Here is a 17985-nt window from a genome sequence, read left to right on the forward strand (position 1 = left end):
TCATTACCAGGAATCACTCGATCCACCGCCACCGAAGTCGCCGCCACCGCCAAAGTCAGATCCGCCGCCCGAACCCCACGAGCCCGAGCTGGAGCCAAACCCGCCACCACCTATCGGCGGGAACCAGCCACCGCCCGAAGACCAGTAGCCGCCACCACCACCACCACCGCCACGCCGGCGTGAGAGGAAGATGATCACAGCAATAATAATGATAATCGTAAGGATCGAAGAGCCCTTTCGTTTGGGTCGCCTGGCAGGGGGTTCATCGTTCTTGTATTCGCCCTGGATAGCTTTGATGATGCCAACAACACCCGCTTTAATGCCACTGTCAAAATCGCCCTGGCGAAAGTAAGGGGAAATTTCCTGCCGGTTTATACGGCTCGACAGCGCGTCAGTCAGGCGTCCCTCCAGCCCCGTGCCCACCTCAATGCGCACGCGCTTATCCTGAATGGAGACCAGCAACAGCACGCCGTTGTCGTTGTTAGCCTTGCCAAGCTTCCACTCGTCAAAGGCTACATGCAGCGCGTATTCTTCAATCGATTCTCCTTGCAAAGAAGGGACAATCAGCACCGCGATCTGGTTAGAGGTAGAATCGCGCTCAGCCTTTAGCATATACTCCAGCTCGGCCACGGTCTGTGCCGACAATACGCCGGCTTCGTCGTGTACCCATTGGCCATTGTGGGCCGGTATGGCCAGCTGCGCAGAGAGGACGGAAGAGGTCAGGAGCGACCATGCCAACAGGCAGGTGTATAGAAAGATAAGTCGGAAGCGCACGTTCACAGGGTGGGGAAAATTCATTGGTCAATGCGGAGATCATCCCGCAGCTCATTGATATCGTCATCAGTTTTATGAAAACCTTTCTCGAGAAGAATTTCTCCGCAGCGTTTAATGGCGGTTTCCATGCCATCGACAATCTTGCCGGCGCGGATGCTGCCAATGAGCCCGGCTACGATCTTGTCCCACTGCTTTTGCTCGACCACCTTGCTGATGCCGCGGTCGGCGATGACGATCACTTCGTGTTCAAAAAAGGAAATGAAGATCATTATACCTGTGCGGTGCCGCGTATTAAAAACCTCTTCTTCCAGGAAAACATTTTCCGCGCGCTGGCGTGTGGCGTAGTCCAATTGCACCTGGCCCACCAGCATACGCTTCAAACGGCCAACGTAGTTCGGCAGCAGGCCGCCCAGAATACCGCCCAGCGCGACAACCACAAAAACAAAGAGGGGGTCATAGTATAGGGCATACGAGGCGTCCGCAACGATGTACCGGTCGAGAATAATCGTGATCACAAACGTAAAGGCTGCAGCCAGCAACGCGCTGCGGTAGTTGGCAAGGGTGTACTGGCCGCTACGCTCGACAATGACGGGCACGATCTCGCCCGAGATTCTATCTTCGGCCTGTTTCACCGCTGCTTTGATGCGGTCCAGGTCCTGGTCGCTGAATTTTTGTTTCAGGGTCATGATGCGCGTTGTTTGTTTCAAAGATACGGGGAAGAGTTAACAACTGAACATGCCCCCGCAGGAAGAAAGTATTCCATTATGGATGATAATTGTCTAATTTTAGTCTCATGGAAGGCTTTTTTGTCGATACACTCGGATTCTCAGAGGACGTTTTCAGCTATGTATTTTTGCCCCTGATGATTTTCTGCGCCCGCATTGGCGACGTCTCAATCAATACCATTCGCATCATCTACGTATTGGGGGGCCGTCGTGTTACGGCCACCGTGCTGGGCTTTTTTGAGTCGTTCATCTGGCTGATGGCTATACGCCAGATCTTCGAGCACCTCGACAACTGGATTTGTTACATCGCCTACCCCGGGGGTTTTGCCATGGGCATCTTCGTGGGCATGATCATCGAAGAACGCATTGCCTACGGCAAAGTGATCGTGCGGATCATCACCCGCAAAGAAGTGCGCGATCTGATCGCCTACCTCAACCAGCAACACTTCCGGTATACGCGTGTGCACGCCGAAGGGCCCGATGGCGACGAAAACCTGGTATTTACCGTACTGGAGCGTGAGCGGCTGGAAGACCTGTTACAGAAGCTCAAAGACATTCTGCCAACCGCCTTCTATACCGTAGAGAAAGTAAACCGGGCTGCCGATGGCGGCACCGTAGTACAAGAAAATACAGGGTGGAGCATCGGCTCGTGGTTGAAGAGTGTAAAAGGCGACTGATGTCGCTAAACCTCTGCCATCATGCGCAGAATATCGTCAACGTACTCGCGGCTGTTAGACAGGCGGGGTACTTTGTTCTGACCCCCCAGCTTGCCCCGGCTCTTCATCCAATTATAAAATGTACCTTCTTCCACACTGTGGAGAATGGGGGCCACCAGGGCTAAATCGTGCGCGCGCTTCGCGTCGTAGTCGGAATTGATCTTGCGCAACGTTTCGTCCAATATATGGCCGAACTCGCGCAAGCTATTCGGCTTCACTTTAAACTCAATAATCCATTCATGTCCGCCCTTCTTACCCTCTGCCAGGTATACCGGCGCAGCGGTAAAATTATCGATTACCGCACCGGTGTGGTCACACGCAGCAGTAATCGCCGCCTCGGCATTTTCAACAATCACCTCTTCGCCAAAAGCGTTGATGAAGTGTTTCGTGCGGCCCGAGATCTTGATCCGATAAGGCGATAGCGATGTGAACTTGATGGTATCACCAATACTATACCGCCATAAGCCCGCATTGGTAGTAATGACCATGGCGTACTGCTTGTCGAGTACTACTTCGCTGAGCGGTATCGCGTGGGGATATTCCCTGTCGATCTCACTGACGGGAATAAACTCATAATACACACCGTAATCCAGCATGAGCAACATCTCTTCCGAGTTCTTTTGGTCTTGAATGCCGAAGAATCCTTCGCTGGCGTTATAGATCTCCCAGTAACGCATGCCCTCGAACGGAATCAGTGACTTAAACAGATTTCGGTAGGGCGTAAAGGATACAGCACCATGGAAGAATACCTCCAGGTTGGGCCATACCTCCATAATGTGCTTTTTCTGCTTCAGCTCGACCACCTTCTGTATCAGAAGGATGGTCCATGTCGGCACGCCGGCAATGTTGGTGACGTCATCCATCGAGCTTTCCTGTGCCAGCTTCTCGATCTTCTCCTCCCAATTGCTCATCAACGCGGTTTCTAAACTGGGCGTGCGAATGAACTGCGCCCAGGGGGGAAGGTTGCGCATGATCACCGCAGAGACATCGCCGTAATACGATGTAGCCGAGGGATCTAATTCATTAATGCGATGGCTGCCGCCGACGGCAAGGCCCTTGCCATCAAACAACTTCGTATCGGGATAATTGTTTACATAGATCGACAGCAGATCCTTGCCTCCTTTGAAGTGACAGTCCTCCAGCGCCTCTTGCGACACCGGTATAAATTTGCTGCGAGCATTGGTAGTACCCGACGACTTAGAGAACCACTTGATCTCCGATGGCCACAACAGGTTTTGTTCACCGCGCATCTGGCGCTCGATATAGGGGAAAAGCGTTTCGTAAGAATGAATGGGAACACGCTCGCGGTACTGATCGTATGTGTGAATACTGCCGAAGTCATACCGGGAGCCAAACTCGGTCAGTCGGCCGGTTTGTAAGAGCTTCTTGAATAGCTCATCCTGTACCTCATGCGGGTACTTCATGAAAAGCTCCATTTGATGGATGCGCTTTTGCATGACCCATGTAAGTATAGAATTGATCAGCCCCATGATGGATTACAGTAATTTCAAAAATAACGAAACTTCTCTGGAATAACGTGGGTAGACAGAGCGATCAATCGTTTTTGGGAATAGTTATTTTCGCGCGTCGCAACTCAAAGTTTTGGCCGAGATAGACCTTGCGTACCTGCGGGTCGTTGGCCAGCTCTTCAGCCGTACCAGACTTAAACAATCGTCCGTCCACCATCAGGTAGGCGCGATCCGTAATCGACAGCGTCTCGTCCACGTTGTGGTCGGTAATAAGTATGCCGATATTTTTACTCTTGAGCTTGGAAACGATCGTCTGAATCTCTTCCACGGCAATGGGATCCACACCGGCGAAGGGTTCATCCAGCAAAACGAACTTTGGATCTACCGCCAGTGCGCGCGCAATTTCTGTGCGCCGCCGCTCGCCACCCGAAAGAGACATACCCAGGTTCTTGCGTACTTTGTGGAGGCTGAACTCGTCGATCAGCTCGTCTACTTTCGCCTTGCGGTCAGCCTTGCTGATGTCGCGCATCTCCAGCACCGACATGATGTTCTCCTCCACTGTAAGCTTGCGGAACACCGACGCTTCCTGCGCCAGATATCCCAATCCAATGCGGGCACGCTGGTACATCGGTAGCGGAGTGATCTCCTCCTTATCCAGATAAATATGGCCCTCGTTGGGTTTGATCAGTCCTACAATCATGTAGAATGATGTGGTCTTTCCGGCACCGTTCGGCCCCAGTAGCCCGACGATCTCGCCTTGTGCCACTTCTACCGACACGTCGTTTACCACCGTGCGTGTTTTATACTTCTTTACCAGGTTTTCTGCCCGCAAAATCATACATCAGAGAAATTTGATATCCTTAATTCGCAATTGTATAGACGTAGTACCGTTAAAAGTATTTTCCTCTACCGTAAAGACCATTTTAAAAATGTCGCGTTTAGAGAGGCGGTCGTAGTGCTCGATCATGTCAAAGCCCACCACCGGAAAAACATTGTCGCTGCCATCCTGGCCCGCCAGGAAGCGCACATGCTTATCCTTAAAGCTCGACAGCGCATTGAACACATAGACATTTTCGGCCTCAAAGATCGGCCGCGGGTTTTCAGGACCAAACGGCGCCATTTGCTTCAGTACATTCAGGAACTTCGGCGAGATCACGTTAAAGCTCAACGGCATGTCGATGTCGATCATCGGCGTCAACATATCTTCGGTAATGCTGGAGGAGACAACTTCTTCAAAGCGACGCTGGAACAATTCCAGGTTCTGCACATCGAGCGTAAGACCCGCGGCATATTTGTGCCCCCCAAACTTCTCGAGCAAATCGCTGCACTCGAGAATGGCATTGTATAGATCAAACCCGACTACACTTCGGGCAGAGCCCGTGATCTTGTTGTTAGATTCGGTCAGGATCACCGTGGGGCGATAGTATTTTTCCACACAGCGCGCGGCAACGATGCCAATCACGCCTTTATGCCAGGTGTTCTTAAAAAGCACCGTAGACTTGGCCGTGCGCATCGAGAGGTCGCCTTCGATCATGGCAATGGCTTCTTCGGTTATGTCCGAGTCGAACTGCTTTCGCAGGTCGTTCTTGATATTTATTTTCTCGGCCAGGGCATTGGCTTCCTCTTCGGTCCTTGCCGTGAGCAGCTCTACTGCCCCACGGGCGTGCGCCACACGGCCCGCGGCGTTGATGCGAGGGCCGAGGGTAAAAATGATACCCGACACGTCGAGATCGTTTTTAATGACAGCAATATCTTTCAGCGCCTGTAAACCCGGCCCGGGATTTTCGTTCAGTTTCTTCAAACCAAAGTGCGTCAGCACGCGATTCTCGTCTACAATCGGTACAATGTCGGAAGCAATGCTGACCGCCACGAGGTCGAGGTACTCAAATACTTCCGTCTCATCGCGATAGCGTTGTGCATAAGCCTGCATCAGCTTGAAGCCAATGCCACAACCACTCAGCTCTTTGAACGGATAAAAGCAATCCTTCCGCTTGGGGTCAAGCACGGCCACTGCCTTCGGAATGTTATCGTCGGGCAAATGGTGGTCGCAGATGACAAAGTCAATACCTTTTAACTTGGCGATACTCACGAGTTCGGAAGACTTGATGCCGCAATCCAGGGCAATGATCAGGCCACATTTGCTCTGCTCGGCCCATTCAATGCCTGCCAGCGACACACCATAGCCTTCGGCGTACCGGTCCGGAATATATACTTCGCAGTTGGTATAAAAATTCTGTAAATAATTATATACCAGCGACACGGCCGTAGTACCGTCTACGTCGTAGTCGCCATAGATCATGATGCGTTCGTTCTCTTCAATTGCTTTTCGCAGGCGGGCCACGGCGGCCTCCATGTCTTGCATCAGGAAGGGATCGTGCAGGTGACTGAGCTCCGGCCGGAAGAATTTACGGGCCGTGTCAAAGTCTTCAATGCCGCGCTGAATGAGAATTGCCGATAAACAGAAGTTTACATTGATGGCGTGCGAAAGTTGCTCGACCTGCTCCTGTGGGGGCTCGGCTCTTTTTAACCAGCGTTTATCCATCTGCCTTAATTCGATTCGAAGTTTATTTTGCCCAATCCGCCGGGAATGCCGCTGGTTCTCTCTGTCCCGGGTATGCCATCTTTGCCATTTCTGCGCGACGGACCCAAGCCCGCGGCGCCATGATAACCGGCCCTGCCGGCCCTGCCGGCGTGACCGCCCTGCATCTTGAAGATAATCTTTTTACCGATCCAATCTTTGATCTCAGGCTGCTCAGTACAGCTTAGCGTCAGTACGCCACCGTCGGCACCATTGCCGCCGGTGCCGGCATTGCCGCCATTCGCGCCGTTGCCGCCAATGCAGTGTACCGTACCCTGACTCCCGCTGCCACCATTGCCGCCGTTACCGCCGTTGCCACCATTTCCTCCCGCGAGGTCGACAACAAGCGTCCCCCGTATGGTTATTCTCTCAAGATACAGAAAAAGATTGACCCCCGGTGTGCCGGCAAGTCCGTTGGTGGCATTTCTTCCTGGCGTGCCATTGTCACACGGCCCCATGGGTGTGTTTCCTGCTTTGCCATTACGTCCCGATTGCCCATCCATACCCCGGCCGTCAATCGTGCAGTATGTTCCAAACACCGCCACCTTGGCGCGGATATAATTCTCACGCTTCAGCTTGTTTAACACCAGCACTGACGAGTCCATCATGATGAGTGTATCGGCCACGACAATGTCCGACTGCAGCACCTCGTACCGCTCATTGGCATTGATGCGCAAGGTGCCCACACGAATCTGAGCTCGGCTTACTGTGGCGGTTATTGCACACAAAACAAAACTCAAGATTCCGACACGATTCATAGTGGCGCAAAAATAGGGCTGCAAAGGTGTTGTGGAAATTTTTAGTGTGAGTACAGTTTCGCTATAAGTAAACGAAGTAAATAAATAAAAAAAGCAGTGCCAACCTAGGCACTGCTCTTCTATTGCCGCACGTTTGCGAAACTATTTCGTGCTGGCGGCCTTGTCGTTGATAACGCCTTCCAGTACGTCTTTAATCTCCACGCGTTGGCCGTCACGGTACGGCACAATCCACGCGTCTTTCACGCCCATGTCGCGCATGTATTTCTTAAAAGTGTCGGCTTCCCAATAGTCGCGGAAAATGCCGATCGTGATCTTTTGCGGTTCGCCGTCGCGGGCTTCGCCACCAAAGTTGGGGTTGTTGTCAAAGTATTTCGCCAGGTCCTTGTTCTTGAAAGCACCAACCTGCACTTTAAAGACAATGCCCTTCGAGAAGTCCATCGGGTTCACCACCGGCGATTCCTTCAACTGCGCCAGCTCGGCTTTGGTAGCCGTAAGCTGTCCGCGCATCTGCTGAAGCTCATTTTCCAGCTCGGCGATCTTGGCGTCCTTGTCGCTAATGCTGGATTGCATCTGCGTTACTTTTGTATTCAGGGACGAAACTTGCTCGTCGGCGGTAGCTTTATCTTCGGTGAGCTGTTTCAGGTTTGCCGGGTTCTTGCTAAACTCTTTGGCCTTCTTCTTCCACTCTTTCTTTTCTTTCTTCGAGAGCTGCGCGAAGGTCTGTGTCGAGACGGAGACACATAGTAGGCAGAGTAGTAGTACAATTACTTTTTTCATTCTCGGATTGGTTAAAATCACATTAAAGGTACAAATAATTGTGAATAATTGTATATCAGTCGAGGCTGCCCACCATTTTCTCAGGACGCACCCACTCGTCAAACTGCTCCGAGGTGAGGAGGCCAAGCTCTACCGCGGCTTCGCGCAATGTCTTGTTTTCCTTGTGCGCCTTCTTGGCAATCTTCGCGGCGTTTTCATAGCCAATGTGTGTATTGAGCGATGTCACCAGCATCAGCGAGTTTTCAAGGTGCTGCTTGATCACCGGCTCGTTCGGTACAATACCCTCTGCACACTTGTCATTGAACGATACACAGGCATCGCCAATCAGGCGGGCGGATTGCAGTACGTTGGCCGCAATCACCGGCTTAAATACGTTCAGTTCAAAATGGCCGGTAGCACCGCCGATTGATACCGCTACGTCATTACCAATCACCTGCGCGCAAACCATCGTTAAGGCTTCCGGCTGTGTCGGGTTAACTTTACCAGGCATGATCGAAGAACCGGGTTCGTTGTCGGGAATGACGATCTCGCCGATACCGCTGCGGGGGCCGGAGCTCAGCATACGGATGTCGTTGGCGATCTTCATAAAAGATACCGCCGCACGCTTCAGCGCACCCGACAGTTCCACCATCGCGTCGTGTGCTGCCAGGGCCTCAAACTTATTCGGAGCCGTCACAAACGGCAGACCGGTAAGGTCGGCAATCTTCTTGGCCACCAATACGTCGTATCCTTTGGGAGTATTCAACCCGGTCCCTACTGCTGTACCACCCAGGGCCAGTTCACGCACCACTTCCAGTGCGTTTTTAATCGCCCGCATGCTGTTATCGATCTGCTGTACATAGCCGGAAAACTCCTGGCCAAGTGTAAGCGGAGTAGCATCCATGAAGTGCGTACGACCGGTTTTTACAAGCGTCTTGTAGGTCTCGGATTTTTTTGCCAGCGTGTCACGCAGCTTCTTCATGCCCGGCAGGGTAATATCCACCACCTGCTTATATGCCGCGATGTGCATCGCGGTGGGAAACGTATCGTTAGAAGACTGTGACTTGTTCACGTCGTCGTTCGGATGCAGCACTTTCTTCTCGTCGGTCAGTTGACCGCCGTGCAGCACATGGGCACGGTAAGCAATCACTTCGTTCACGTTCATGTTGCTTTGCGTACCCGAACCGGTTTGCCAGATCACCAGCGGAAACTCCTGGTCCAGGGAACCCGTCAGGATCTCATCGCATACTTTGCCGATCAGGTCGCGCTTGTCGGCGGTAAGAACACCCAGGTCGTGGTTAGCCTGCGCTGCTGCCTTCTTCAGATAGGCAAAGGCGTAGATGATCTCCTTCGGCATGCTGGCCTCCGGACCGATCTTAAAATTGTTGCGCGAGCGTTCAGTTTGTGCGCCCCAATATTTGTCGGCAGGAACCTGCACTTCGCCCATGGTGTCTTTTTCGATGCGATAGCTCATACATTGAATAATTTGCGGCAAAAATAGACACTGGAGCGGTGTTTTGGAACGTTAGGGGCTTCTGATTCACAGAATAGTTGCCCCAACGGCTAGCGTGAAGGGTCGTGGCGGTGGATCAGGCGCTTATCTACCCAGTGGAGGAAGAGCACAAACGCCACACCAAAGGCAAACAGACCCTTATAGGCAGCCATATTACGCAGAAAACCAACTTCAAATCGAAAGCCCGTTAGGACCACCGCGGCGCCACACCCTCCAATCAATAGGACAATGCCGGCAACCAGCCAGGCATAAGTAGTCCGCAGCGAGCGCTGTTCCTTCTGCTCCACTTTCTGCAGTATTTTGTCGGCAAATGCATCGGGCAGGGCATAATGCGGCGGTTTTTCCAATGCCTGGAACACCTGCCGGTAAGCCCGGCCATCGGGATTGCCGTCGTCAAACCCCATGTTGGCTTCGATCTTTTCCTGAAATCTTTCTTCGTCGCGATTCATAGCAGCTCCTCTTTGCCAAGGTACTTGATAACTTTATCTTTTAAAAGGGTACGCGCACGGAACAGGTAGCTCTTCACCGTGCCCTCGGGCATACCCGTTATTTCACCGATCTCATCATAACGCATGCCCTCCACGTGGTACAGCAGCAACACCATTTTATACTGCGGCGGAAGCTTGTCGACCAGCTTTAAGACAATGCCGTCGCTATCCTCTTCTTCCAGAATGGCCGCGGGGTTGCGCTCTTCTACAAAAAGGTCTGTAAAACGCTCTTCCTCGGGCATGTCGAGAAACGACATCTTCTGCTTTCGTAAGTGGTTTATGGCCAGGCGGTAGGCAATGGTGGCAATCCACGTGGAAAGCTTCGACTGATAGTTGAAGTCACCGATCTTGTCAAACACACGCATAAAAACATCCTGGCACAGCTCTTCGCGCTCCTCGTCGTGCTTTACCACCCGCGCAACCATATGGGCCACAAGCCTTTCATGCTGCGTAATCAGCAGCCTGAAGGCCTGTCTGTCTCCTTGTAAGATCCGAGAGATCAGCGCCCGTTCGTCTATCATGGATGGGTTAGACAAAGCTTCATTACAGAATGTTGCAGGAATATAAAAAATAGATGAAGACGGGAAGGCAAAAAAATAGTGAAAGAAATTGCAACACCGGCCGCCCGGTCCGTGTCCTACGGGCAGATCAAAAAAATAAAATACGATGAATGACTTGGTTAAAATTCTAATGCCGATCTCGATCATGGGTACGCTGGGTGTCGCTGTAGTAGCATTTACGCGCACGCTGACAGATTATATCCTGAAAAAACGAATGATCGACAAAGGGTATGTCAACGAAGATACGCAGGCCATTTTTAAACAGCAGATGAAGCCGAGCTTGATCGAAAGTAAGTATCCTTCGCTCAAATGGGGATTGATTATCTTCTTCGCAGGCCTCTCACTGGTGTTGATGGAATATATTCCATACGAGATCGAATCGCCGCTGCCGTATGGACTCTTCGCACTTTTTACATCCCTGGGCTTCCTGATGTACTACTTCATCGTCCGGAAAGATCAAAAATAATACAGGCATAGACTGTCCGTTCAGTAACGGGCAGTCTATGCTCATAGCAGTCGTGGCAAGTTCCAACTGCCGATTATCGGTAGCGCCTACCGCGATTTCTTCAGCGCATCCTCGTGTGACTTCATCTGTTTGTCCAACTGTTTTTTATCGCCCACCAGCACCAGCGTCATGTTCTCGTATTTAAAATACTCCTTGGCAAGGCCTTGAATTTTTTCCGGCGTCACTGCGTAGATATTCTTCACACGGTTGTTGAGGTAGTCGTCATTCAATCCGTGCAAGTCGATGAAGTTGAGCTGGTTGATGATGCCGTTCGGTGTCGAGTTCTGTAATACAAAGTTGCCGGCCTCAAAATTCTGAATGCCTTCCAGCTCCTTCTTGTCGACGGGCTCCGTCTGCAAACGCTTGATCTCCTTCGAGATTTCTTGCAGGGAGGCACCCGTGTGCTCGGTTGTCACATCCGCTCGTTCAGCCCAATAAGCGGCCTTCACGTTCGCATTCATTGAGGCATAAGGCGAATAAGTATACCCCTTGTCTTCGCGTATGTTAGACGTAATACGCGAAATGAACGAACCACCCAACAGCGTGTTAGTGACTTGCAACGCCAGGTAGTCGGGTTGCGAAGGGTCGATCACCGGCAGGCCGAGCATAACGGTAGTCTGCGGTGCACCCGGGCGGTCGATGATCTCTACGGGGCCATTCTTGGCTGGCTTCGCCACCGGGTAATCTACCGCAGGGCCCTTTTGCCACGAAGCGAACGACTCGTCAATCGCTTTTGTCACCGCGCCTTCGTCAAACTTGCCGACGACGTATACCACCGTGCGTTGAGCACCAAAGTTCTTATCATAAAATGCTTTGGCCTTCTCAAGCGTATAGCTGTCCAGCATCGCCTCTGTCGGGAAGTACCGGCCGTAAGGCTGATCGGGATACAGCGTTTTGCCAAAGCGTTCAAACGCCTGGCTTTGCGGGATGCTCTTCTGTACAGACAGCCCGCGCTTCAAGTCGTTTTTCAAACGGTCTACTTCTTTTGCCGGGAAAGCGGGATGTATGGCAACATCGGCCAGTACCTTTATCAGCTCCGGCGCATACTCCGACAGCACAGATCCCGAAAGAGTCGTCTGATTCAAGGCAGTAGTGACATTGACTTCGCCACCCATCAGCGCGACCTTCTTCGCCAGCGCTTTGGCGTCAAGCGAGGTAGAGCCTTCGTTTATCAGCTTGCCGGTAAAATCAGCCAACCACACTTCGTTAGCACCTTCATGTACATTGCCCGTCTTAATAATAACGCTCACTGTTACTTTCGGTGTAACACCATACTCCACCAGCGTCGACCGCAGGCCGTTAGGCAGTGTATTGACTTTTTTGGCAGGCAGCTTAAAATCATGCGGCGCACTACCGGCAGGAGGACTTTGCTTTTGAGCAAAGGCCGTACCTGTCAACAGCAGTGTCAGCGCGAGGGTATATAGCGATAGCGAGGTTCTCATAAGTTCGTGGCTTTAGGGTCAATGATCAGAACGGTGCGGTTGGTAGTACGCAGGTATTCCTTCGCGGTCTTTTTGATGACGTCGGGCGTAATCTTTTTAAACTCGCTTTCGAGCACGTTGATCCGGTTTGGATCATCATCGAACAAGGCAAAACATGCCAGCAGATCCGCGCGACCTACACCCGACAGACGATCCATTGTGTCGTACAGATCCGAACGGACTTTTACCACGGCAAGATCCACATCTTCCTGCGACACCGCATCCAGCTCGAGTATCGCCTGATCAAACTGGTGAAGGATCGAATCTGCCGGCAGAGCATTATCATAAATAAGATTCGCCATCCATACCATCGGCCCATTGTAATTATACATATTGCCCAGGTAGTTAATGCCGCCGCTCACGCGGTCTGTATAACCTTTGTCTTGTACAATGCGTTGTGCAAGCTTGCTGTCGTTGCCCTGTACCAGCAGCTGATCGATCAGGCCCATGGCGAAATACGCGGGTGTGTTGCGCTCCGGCATTTTATACGCAACCGCAATGGCCGGTCTGTTGGCAAGCTTATCTTCTTTTGTGTGGCGTTTCTCTTGCTGTTGCACCGGCTCGCTGATGTCGGGCTTCGCCGGCAATGTCGCCGCTGGTATAGGCGCAAAATATTGCTGAACCCACTTTTTAGCTTCCCCGCCAGTGAAGTCGCCTACGACGGTGATCACCGCATTGTTCGGGGCATAATACGTTTTGAAGAACTTGTCAACATCCTCCAGCTTGGCTGAGTCGAGGTCCTTCAGGTCGCCGTAAAAGTTGTGCGCGTTATACCAGTTCTCGTTGGCATACTGCGGCATGTCCAGCCAGGGAAATCCACCATACGGTTGGTTAAGTACATTTACTTTTACTTCGTTCTTTACAACGCCCTGCTGGTTGGTCAGATTCTCCTGTGTAATTGCCAGACCTTTCATACGGTCAGCTTCTGCCCACAATGCAGTTTCGAGCTTGTGCGCGGGCATCACTTCAAAGTAATTGGTAAAATCAAAACGCGTCGAGCCGTTTAGCAAGCCCCCGTTTTGTTGCACCAGCTTGATAAACTCCATTTTGCCAAGGTTTTCCGAGCCTTGAAACATCATGTGTTCAAACAAGTGTGCAAAGCCGGTGCGGTCCTTGGGCTCAATGCGGAAACCGATATTATAGTATACCGCAACGACAACCGTCGGGGCATGATGGTCTTCCGATAGTACAACACGCAACCCATTGTCGAGCTTATAATATTCTACGGGCACGTTAAAAGACGAAGCATCCGCCGCCTCTTTTTTCGCCTCGGGGCCGGAACATGTTGCCAGCAACAGCGCCAGCACGGCCGCCGGCCAGGCTTGCAAAGGTATTCTTGATCGATTCATGGAGTAACTATATATAGTTTGGTTAATGATGACTAAAAATATAAAATCGTTTCTTAAACCGTGGTATTAATTTTTGATGGAACCGCCGGAATAGGGGAGAGACGGTTAAGATAAGATTAAGTTACACCGGTTTGGGGGATATACTTTTAGGGCAGGAATAGGTTACACCGGATGGAAACATACTTGCGATAACTGTCGTTTCTTCCCTCATACGCCGCGTTGAATGCTTGCAGCGATCTGCCGTGCCGCTAAATGGGAGGTAGTCCACGCAGACTGAAAATTAAACCCGCCGGTTTCGCCATCGATGTTTAATACTTCGCCGGCAAAGAATAGATTTTTTATCCTCCTGCTCTCTAGGGTTTCCGGGTCGATCTCTTTCAGGTCCACGCCTCCACACGTAACAAACTCTTCTTTAAACGTTGTTTTCCCCTTTATCTGAAAGGGACAGCGAATGAGATATTCCAGTAACTTATTCAGATTCTTTTGCGGCAGCTCGGCCCAGATCTTCGTTTCTTCAATCGCCGCCAGCGTACAGAGCTTTTGCCATAAACGTTGCGGCAGGGAAAAAAGCGGATTGGTATATACCCGCTGCTTGCCGTGCGCAGCCTTGTGCTTGTGAAGCAACTGCCGGGTAGCCTCCTCCTGGGCAGGCCCGATCCAGCTGACCAGTGCGGTGCACTGATACTGGGCTTCGTGCAGGTAGGCCGCCGCCCAGGCAGACAACTTAATGACCGCCGGACCACTCAAGCCCCAGTGGGTAATCAAAACCGGGCCTGTCTCCGCAAACTTGGTCGTGGCAATGCGTACCTCTGCATGGGGAACGGCAACGCCCATCAGGTCGCGAAAGTCCTTTTGCGAATCGTTCAATGTAAAGAGCGAAGGTATCGGCGGTACCACGGTGTGGCCGAGTGCCGCGAGCCACTGGTAAAATTGCGGATTGGCATGGCCACCCGTCGCAACCAGGACATGATGCGCCTGCAGAATCATGCCGTGCTGCGTCGTGAGCGTAAAACGTTCCGGTCCGGGTTGTACCGCCACTTCGCCGGTGCTTACCTCAATAGCAATGTCGTGGCGTTGTGCTTCGCGCAGAAAGCAGTCTATGATTGTTTCAGAGCTGTTAGTGTCTGGAAACATGCGGCCGTCGTCTTCGACCTTCAGATTCACACCTTTAGAAGCAAACCAGGCCACCGTGTCTTTTGCCTGAAAGGAGCGGAAAAGATTCTTCAGCAGTTTTTCGCCGCGCGGATAATGACGGGCAAGGGGTCCCGGTTCAAAACACGCATGGGTTACGTTGCAGCGGCCGCCGCCGGAGATACGTACTTTGGAAAGAAGCTTGTTGGATTTCTCCAGAACAACAACGCGACTGCCCGGTTTCATTTCGGCCGTTTGCAGGGCACCAAAAAAACCCGCAGCCCCGCCACCGATCACCGCCAGGTCAAAGACTTGCATTCCCAAATGTAGGAGGCGCTAACACATAAATCAATCCCCTCCTGAAACCAGGAGGGGATCGACCTAATGGAAGGGGGAAGTGTTTATTGTGTAGAGAGGGTCTTTACCAAACCAATTATATAAGATGGCACTTAACTAATTAAGCCGGGTGTTGGAAAGCAGGTCGTTCCAGTCCTTGTCTGCTTCGGGTTTTACACGCGCTTGAACGATGTCCGCCAGCTGGTCGTCGACATCACGTTCTACAAGCGTGGCGGCAACGCCGAGGGCGTTTCCTAAATGGAGAGTCTTTTCGTTGACTTCGTCAGCAATAAAGATAACGGGGGTGTTACGGTTAACAGAATGTGTACGGATTGATCGTACTAATTCGAATCCTGTGACCACAGGCAGGTCAGTGCCGCAGATTATGAGATCGAAATGTTCGATTCGCGAGGTTAGGAGCCCATCCAAACCAGACTCGGTGTGAAGCACAACGGGATTACATCCGCTAAGCACTGACTTTATCTGCACAACTGTGTCTTTCTGCCTGTGAACCACAAGTATTTTCATTACTTCTAGGAGTGCTGAGTTAAACATCACTTGATCGTGTTTGATCGTGTAATTCCTTGAACCTTTTATGAAAGTTCGCGAATTGATCCCAGTCGTTCTGGAAGAAGTGCGCCGAAACGATGATTGTTGGAACAATGATCCGGCAAAAACCCTGAAAAAGAGATGAATATGTAGTTACCGACAGAACGTCGCTGGTAAAAAAGTACCATAAAAATAGTACAATTGTACTAGAGCCCTGTTTGGGGAAATTAGCTCACAATGCCGGCTTCGTACGCAAACTTCACCAGGCCGACGGTGTTGTTAACACCGATCTTGTCCATCATGTTCACCCGGTGGTTGCGTACCGTGTTCTCACTCAACGAAAGTTTCTGACCGATCTCACGTATCGTCAGCTCGCGACAGATCAATACCAGGATCTCCTTCTCGCGCTCCGTCAGTTCGGCAAGGCGGAACTGCGGTCGTTGTCCCGACTTGCGCTCCGTAACGTTCTTGCGCAGCACGGCTGCAACGAGGTCGTTATGGTAAAAATCTTTTTCCACAACGGCATAGATAGCCTTCTCGAGTTCGTCGGGCTCGGTGTTTTTCAACAGGAAAGCATGTACACCCATTTCCATCATGTGGAGAATGTACTTATTGCTGTCGTGCATGGTCAGGATGATGATCTTGACATCAGGGTGTTTCTTGATAAGCTGCTCGCAGGTTTCGGCGCCGTCCATCACGGGCATCTGCAGGTCTACGATCGCCACGTCGGGTTGCTCGTATTTGATGAGCGTCAGCAGCTCCTTGCCGTTCTCGGCATCCTTTACCTCCTGCACGCGGTGAAACGACCGCAGCAGGTTTACCATGGCTTTCCGGAAGAGCGTATGATCGTCGGCGATGTAAACTTTATACTTTTTCATACGGGATAACCAGCGTGATTTTACTTCCATGCGTGCGAGCCGTGTCAAACTCGACCGTGGCGCCCAGCAGGCGTGCACGGTTCTGAATGTTGAACAGGCCCAGCCCCTTACCACTTTGTGACGAGTTTTTGATAATTCCCGGATCAAACCCTACGCCATTATCTTCTACCGACAACTGCAGGTTGTAGCTCGCAAGCATCTGCACGGAAATTTCAGTTGCCTGCGAATGCTTGAGCGCATTGTTGAGCAACTCCTGAACAATGCGGTACAGCATAAGCTCGCGGCCTTTTTCAAAACTCCTCACCTCCCCTTGCTCAACGCAATGTATGGGTAGCAACGACGTAGCGTGGAACCGCTCACATAATTCTTTTACCGCATGCGAGAAGCCAAATTTCTCCAGCGTGGAAGGCATCAGGTCGCGGCTGATGCGTCGCACCGAACCGATCGTGTCGTCCAGCATTTGTTTGGATTGCTCCAGCGCCTCGGAGTTGGACCCCAGTCGGGCCATGGTGGTAATGCCCACCCGAATGGTCGAAAGCATCGCGCCAATGCTGTCATGCAGCTCGCCGGCCAGGCGCCGCCGCTCGTTCTCCTGCGACTCCAGCGCCGCTTCCATCATTTTTTGCTGGTAGGTCAGCTCAAGCTGCTGGCGTTTGAACTGCTCCTGAATCATCTTCTTCTGGTAAAACACCATGAACAGGATAATAGCAATCGCCAGGAAGAGCATCCCTACGGTTCCGATAGCGATGATGAGGGCGATTTGATATTCCGAAGGTCCTGCCATAGTCCAATCATTACAACCAAAAGTTGTATGACATTCATGATGTTGTGAAAAGTCCAGTAAATCAATAAATCATTATGCAGAACTTCAACTAAATACGTGGTAAATAGATAAAGAAATAATGTTCCAGCATTAAAAATCAGCATACCGGCGTTGAACCAGAACATCGGCACGCGGTGCAGATGCTGTACGGGCAGATCTACCATCAGCCGGTAGAAATACAAAATGCTATAAAACAGAAATACGATCGCGCTGAACGTGTAGTTGTACGTATTGATCTCAACCTTTTGCACAAAGCACAAATTGGAGATGGCAAACATCAGGTACAAAATGGCCACAATGGTAAAACCCTTGCGGTACCGGCCGTTGAGTGCTTTGTCGTATAACAAGCTTAGTGGAATAAAGGAAACGATGCCATAAATAGTGCTGGCGACGTTCACCTCCTTGCCTCGCAACGCGAGAATGTCGGCCATCTGGTCGTTGAGAAAGCTCAGCAAGAAGGTCAGCCCCAGCAGCTTGACCTCGAGCTGACGTTTATCGAAATAGATAAACGATAGGACCGTTACAAGGGCTGCCAGGACTGTTTGAATTTTAAACGTTAACAGGTAGGTCTCCAACGTCATTGGGTGAGGTGCTTA

Annotated in this window: 19 protein-coding genes; 2 read left to right on the forward strand and 17 right to left on the reverse strand. The window is 51.4% G+C overall.

The window, feature by feature from the left end:
* Positions 1 to 3: 3 nt before the first annotated feature.
* Together KK062_RS02150 and KK062_RS02155 are read right to left on the reverse strand one after the other, a co-directional pair.
* Positions 4 to 798, reverse strand: a complete 795-nt coding sequence (locus tag KK062_RS02150; protein ID WP_254082581.1) for a TPM domain-containing protein — start codon at positions 796 to 798, stop codon at positions 4 to 6.
* Positions 795 to 1460, reverse strand: coding sequence for a TPM domain-containing protein (locus KK062_RS02155; protein WP_254082582.1), 666 nt, complete (start codon positions 1458 to 1460; stop codon positions 795 to 797). Before KK062_RS02155 ends, KK062_RS02150 begins: the two co-directional genes overlap by 4 nt.
* A 107-nt stretch (positions 1461 to 1567) precedes the next feature.
* Between KK062_RS02155 and KK062_RS02160 the strand changes: the two genes are divergently transcribed.
* Positions 1568 to 2176 (forward strand): DUF2179 domain-containing protein, encoded by a 609-nt coding sequence (locus KK062_RS02160; RefSeq protein WP_254082583.1) that lies wholly within the window; start codon positions 1568 to 1570, stop codon positions 2174 to 2176.
* A 5-nt stretch (positions 2177 to 2181) separates the two neighbouring features.
* Here the strand turns inward: KK062_RS02160 and KK062_RS02165 are convergent, their stop codons facing one another.
* The 8 genes from KK062_RS02165 to KK062_RS02200 all read right to left on the reverse strand — a co-directional run bounded on the left by KK062_RS02165 (position 2182) and on the right by KK062_RS02200 (position 10298).
* Positions 2182 to 3705, reverse strand: a complete 1524-nt coding sequence (locus tag KK062_RS02165) for a GH3 auxin-responsive promoter family protein (protein ID WP_498366323.1) — start codon at positions 3703 to 3705, stop codon at positions 2182 to 2184.
* 64 nt (positions 3706 to 3769) lie between these two features.
* Positions 3770 to 4522 carry an LPS export ABC transporter ATP-binding protein gene (gene lptB, locus KK062_RS02170; protein WP_254082585.1) on the reverse strand — a complete coding sequence of 251 codons (753 nt, stop codon included), beginning with the start codon at positions 4520 to 4522 and terminating at the stop codon, positions 3770 to 3772.
* 3 nt (positions 4523 to 4525) lie between these two features.
* The gene (recJ, locus tag KK062_RS02175; protein ID WP_254082586.1) at positions 4526 to 6226 is read right to left on the reverse strand and encodes a single-stranded-DNA-specific exonuclease RecJ; all 1701 of its coding nucleotides are present in this window, start codon (positions 6224 to 6226) and stop codon (positions 4526 to 4528) included.
* Positions 6227 to 6231: 5 nt separating this feature from the next.
* Complete coding sequence (locus KK062_RS02180) at positions 6232 to 6948, reverse strand: hypothetical protein (protein ID WP_254082587.1); 717 nt, start codon at positions 6946 to 6948, stop codon at positions 6232 to 6234.
* A 213-nt stretch (positions 6949 to 7161) separates the two neighbouring features.
* Complete coding sequence (locus KK062_RS02185; RefSeq protein ID WP_254082588.1) at positions 7162 to 7797, reverse strand: coiled-coil domain-containing protein; 636 nt, start codon at positions 7795 to 7797, stop codon at positions 7162 to 7164.
* Positions 7798 to 7852: 55 nt separating this feature from the next.
* A complete protein-coding gene (gene fumC / locus KK062_RS02190) occupies positions 7853 to 9250 on the reverse strand; it encodes a class II fumarate hydratase (protein ID WP_254082589.1) in 1398 nt (465 codons plus the stop codon).
* Positions 9251 to 9339: 89 nt separating this feature from the next.
* Complete coding sequence (locus KK062_RS02195; protein WP_254082590.1) at positions 9340 to 9738, reverse strand: hypothetical protein; 399 nt, start codon at positions 9736 to 9738, stop codon at positions 9340 to 9342.
* Complete coding sequence (locus tag KK062_RS02200) at positions 9735 to 10298, reverse strand: RNA polymerase sigma factor (RefSeq protein ID WP_254082591.1); 564 nt, start codon at positions 10296 to 10298, stop codon at positions 9735 to 9737. The genes KK062_RS02195 and KK062_RS02200 overlap by 4 nt, the downstream gene beginning before the upstream one ends.
* Positions 10299 to 10443: 145 nt before the next feature.
* On the opposite strand from KK062_RS02200, the gene KK062_RS02205 reads away from it, so the two are divergent.
* Entirely contained in the window at positions 10444 to 10803 is a 360-nt protein-coding gene (locus tag KK062_RS02205; protein WP_254082592.1) for a DUF6249 domain-containing protein, read from the forward strand.
* An 86-nt stretch (positions 10804 to 10889) separates the two neighbouring features.
* On the opposite strand, the gene KK062_RS02210 is transcribed toward KK062_RS02205, so the two are convergent.
* The 7 genes from KK062_RS02210 to KK062_RS02240 all read right to left on the reverse strand — a co-directional run bounded on the left by KK062_RS02210 (position 10890) and on the right by KK062_RS02240 (position 17970).
* Complete coding sequence (locus KK062_RS02210; protein ID WP_254082593.1) at positions 10890 to 12284, reverse strand: M16 family metallopeptidase; 1395 nt, start codon at positions 12282 to 12284, stop codon at positions 10890 to 10892.
* Positions 12281 to 13672 carry a M16 family metallopeptidase gene (locus KK062_RS02215; protein ID WP_254082594.1) on the reverse strand — a complete coding sequence of 464 codons (1392 nt, stop codon included), beginning with the start codon at positions 13670 to 13672 and terminating at the stop codon, positions 12281 to 12283. The genes KK062_RS02210 and KK062_RS02215 overlap by 4 nt, the downstream gene beginning before the upstream one ends.
* A gap of 207 nt (positions 13673 to 13879) precedes the next feature.
* Complete coding sequence (locus tag KK062_RS02220; RefSeq protein ID WP_254082595.1) at positions 13880 to 15121, reverse strand: BaiN/RdsA family NAD(P)/FAD-dependent oxidoreductase; 1242 nt, start codon at positions 15119 to 15121, stop codon at positions 13880 to 13882.
* Between the two features lie 135 nt (positions 15122 to 15256).
* A complete protein-coding gene (locus KK062_RS02225; RefSeq protein ID WP_317195731.1) occupies positions 15257 to 15694 on the reverse strand; it encodes a response regulator in 438 nt (145 codons plus the stop codon).
* Between the two features lie 221 nt (positions 15695 to 15915).
* Positions 15916 to 16566, reverse strand: a complete 651-nt coding sequence (locus tag KK062_RS02230) for a response regulator transcription factor (protein WP_254082596.1) — start codon at positions 16564 to 16566, stop codon at positions 15916 to 15918.
* Positions 16553 to 17350, reverse strand: coding sequence for a sensor histidine kinase (locus KK062_RS02235; RefSeq protein WP_254082597.1), 798 nt, complete (start codon positions 17348 to 17350; stop codon positions 16553 to 16555). Before KK062_RS02235 ends, KK062_RS02230 begins: the two co-directional genes overlap by 14 nt.
* Positions 17296 to 17970 (reverse strand): hypothetical protein, encoded by a 675-nt coding sequence (locus KK062_RS02240; RefSeq protein WP_254082598.1) that lies wholly within the window; start codon positions 17968 to 17970, stop codon positions 17296 to 17298. The genes KK062_RS02235 and KK062_RS02240 overlap by 55 nt, the downstream gene beginning before the upstream one ends.
* Positions 17971 to 17985: the final 15 nt, after the last annotated feature.

The organism is Dawidia cretensis, from assembly GCF_018598175.1.
In the GTDB taxonomy this organism is placed as follows: domain Bacteria; phylum Bacteroidota; class Bacteroidia; order Cytophagales; family Cyclobacteriaceae; genus Ohtaekwangia; species Ohtaekwangia cretensis.

Bases quoted from the DNA above. Each gene is read 5' to 3' on its own strand.
- KK062_RS02150 (WP_254082581.1), bottom strand. From the start codon at position 798: ATGAATTTTCCCCACCCTGTGAACGTGCGCTTCCGACTTATCTTTCTA.
- KK062_RS02155 (WP_254082582.1), bottom strand. From the start codon at position 1,460: ATGACCCTGAAACAAAAATTCAGCGACCAGGACCTGGACCGCATCAAA.
- KK062_RS02160 (WP_254082583.1), top strand. From the start codon at position 1,568: ATGGAAGGCTTTTTTGTCGATACACTCGGATTCTCAGAGGACGTTTTC.
- KK062_RS02165 (WP_498366323.1), bottom strand. From the start codon at position 3,705: ATGGGGCTGATCAATTCTATACTTACATGGGTCATGCAAAAGCGCATC.
- lptB (WP_254082585.1), bottom strand. From the start codon at position 4,522: ATGATTTTGCGGGCAGAAAACCTGGTAAAGAAGTATAAAACACGCACG.
- recJ (WP_254082586.1), bottom strand. From the start codon at position 6,226: ATGGATAAACGCTGGTTAAAAAGAGCCGAGCCCCCACAGGAGCAGGTC.
- KK062_RS02185 (WP_254082588.1), bottom strand. From the start codon at position 7,797: ATGAAAAAAGTAATTGTACTACTACTCTGCCTACTATGTGTCTCCGTC.
- fumC (WP_254082589.1), bottom strand. From the start codon at position 9,250: ATGAGCTATCGCATCGAAAAAGACACCATGGGCGAAGTGCAGGTTCCT.
- KK062_RS02195 (WP_254082590.1), bottom strand. From the start codon at position 9,738: ATGAATCGCGACGAAGAAAGATTTCAGGAAAAGATCGAAGCCAACATG.
- KK062_RS02200 (WP_254082591.1), bottom strand. From the start codon at position 10,298: ATGATAGACGAACGGGCGCTGATCTCTCGGATCTTACAAGGAGACAGA.
- KK062_RS02205 (WP_254082592.1), top strand. From the start codon at position 10,444: ATGAATGACTTGGTTAAAATTCTAATGCCGATCTCGATCATGGGTACG.
- KK062_RS02210 (WP_254082593.1), bottom strand. From the start codon at position 12,284: ATGAGAACCTCGCTATCGCTATATACCCTCGCGCTGACACTGCTGTTG.
- KK062_RS02215 (WP_254082594.1), bottom strand. From the start codon at position 13,672: ATGAATCGATCAAGAATACCTTTGCAAGCCTGGCCGGCGGCCGTGCTG.
- KK062_RS02220 (WP_254082595.1), bottom strand. From the start codon at position 15,121: ATGCAAGTCTTTGACCTGGCGGTGATCGGTGGCGGGGCTGCGGGTTTT.
- KK062_RS02225 (WP_317195731.1), bottom strand. From the start codon at position 15,694: ATGTTTAACTCAGCACTCCTAGAAGTAATGAAAATACTTGTGGTTCAC.
- KK062_RS02230 (WP_254082596.1), bottom strand. From the start codon at position 16,566: ATGAAAAAGTATAAAGTTTACATCGCCGACGATCATACGCTCTTCCGG.
- KK062_RS02235 (WP_254082597.1), bottom strand. From the start codon at position 17,350: ATGGCAGGACCTTCGGAATATCAAATCGCCCTCATCATCGCTATCGGA.
- KK062_RS02240 (WP_254082598.1), bottom strand. From the start codon at position 17,970: ATGACGTTGGAGACCTACCTGTTAACGTTTAAAATTCAAACAGTCCTG.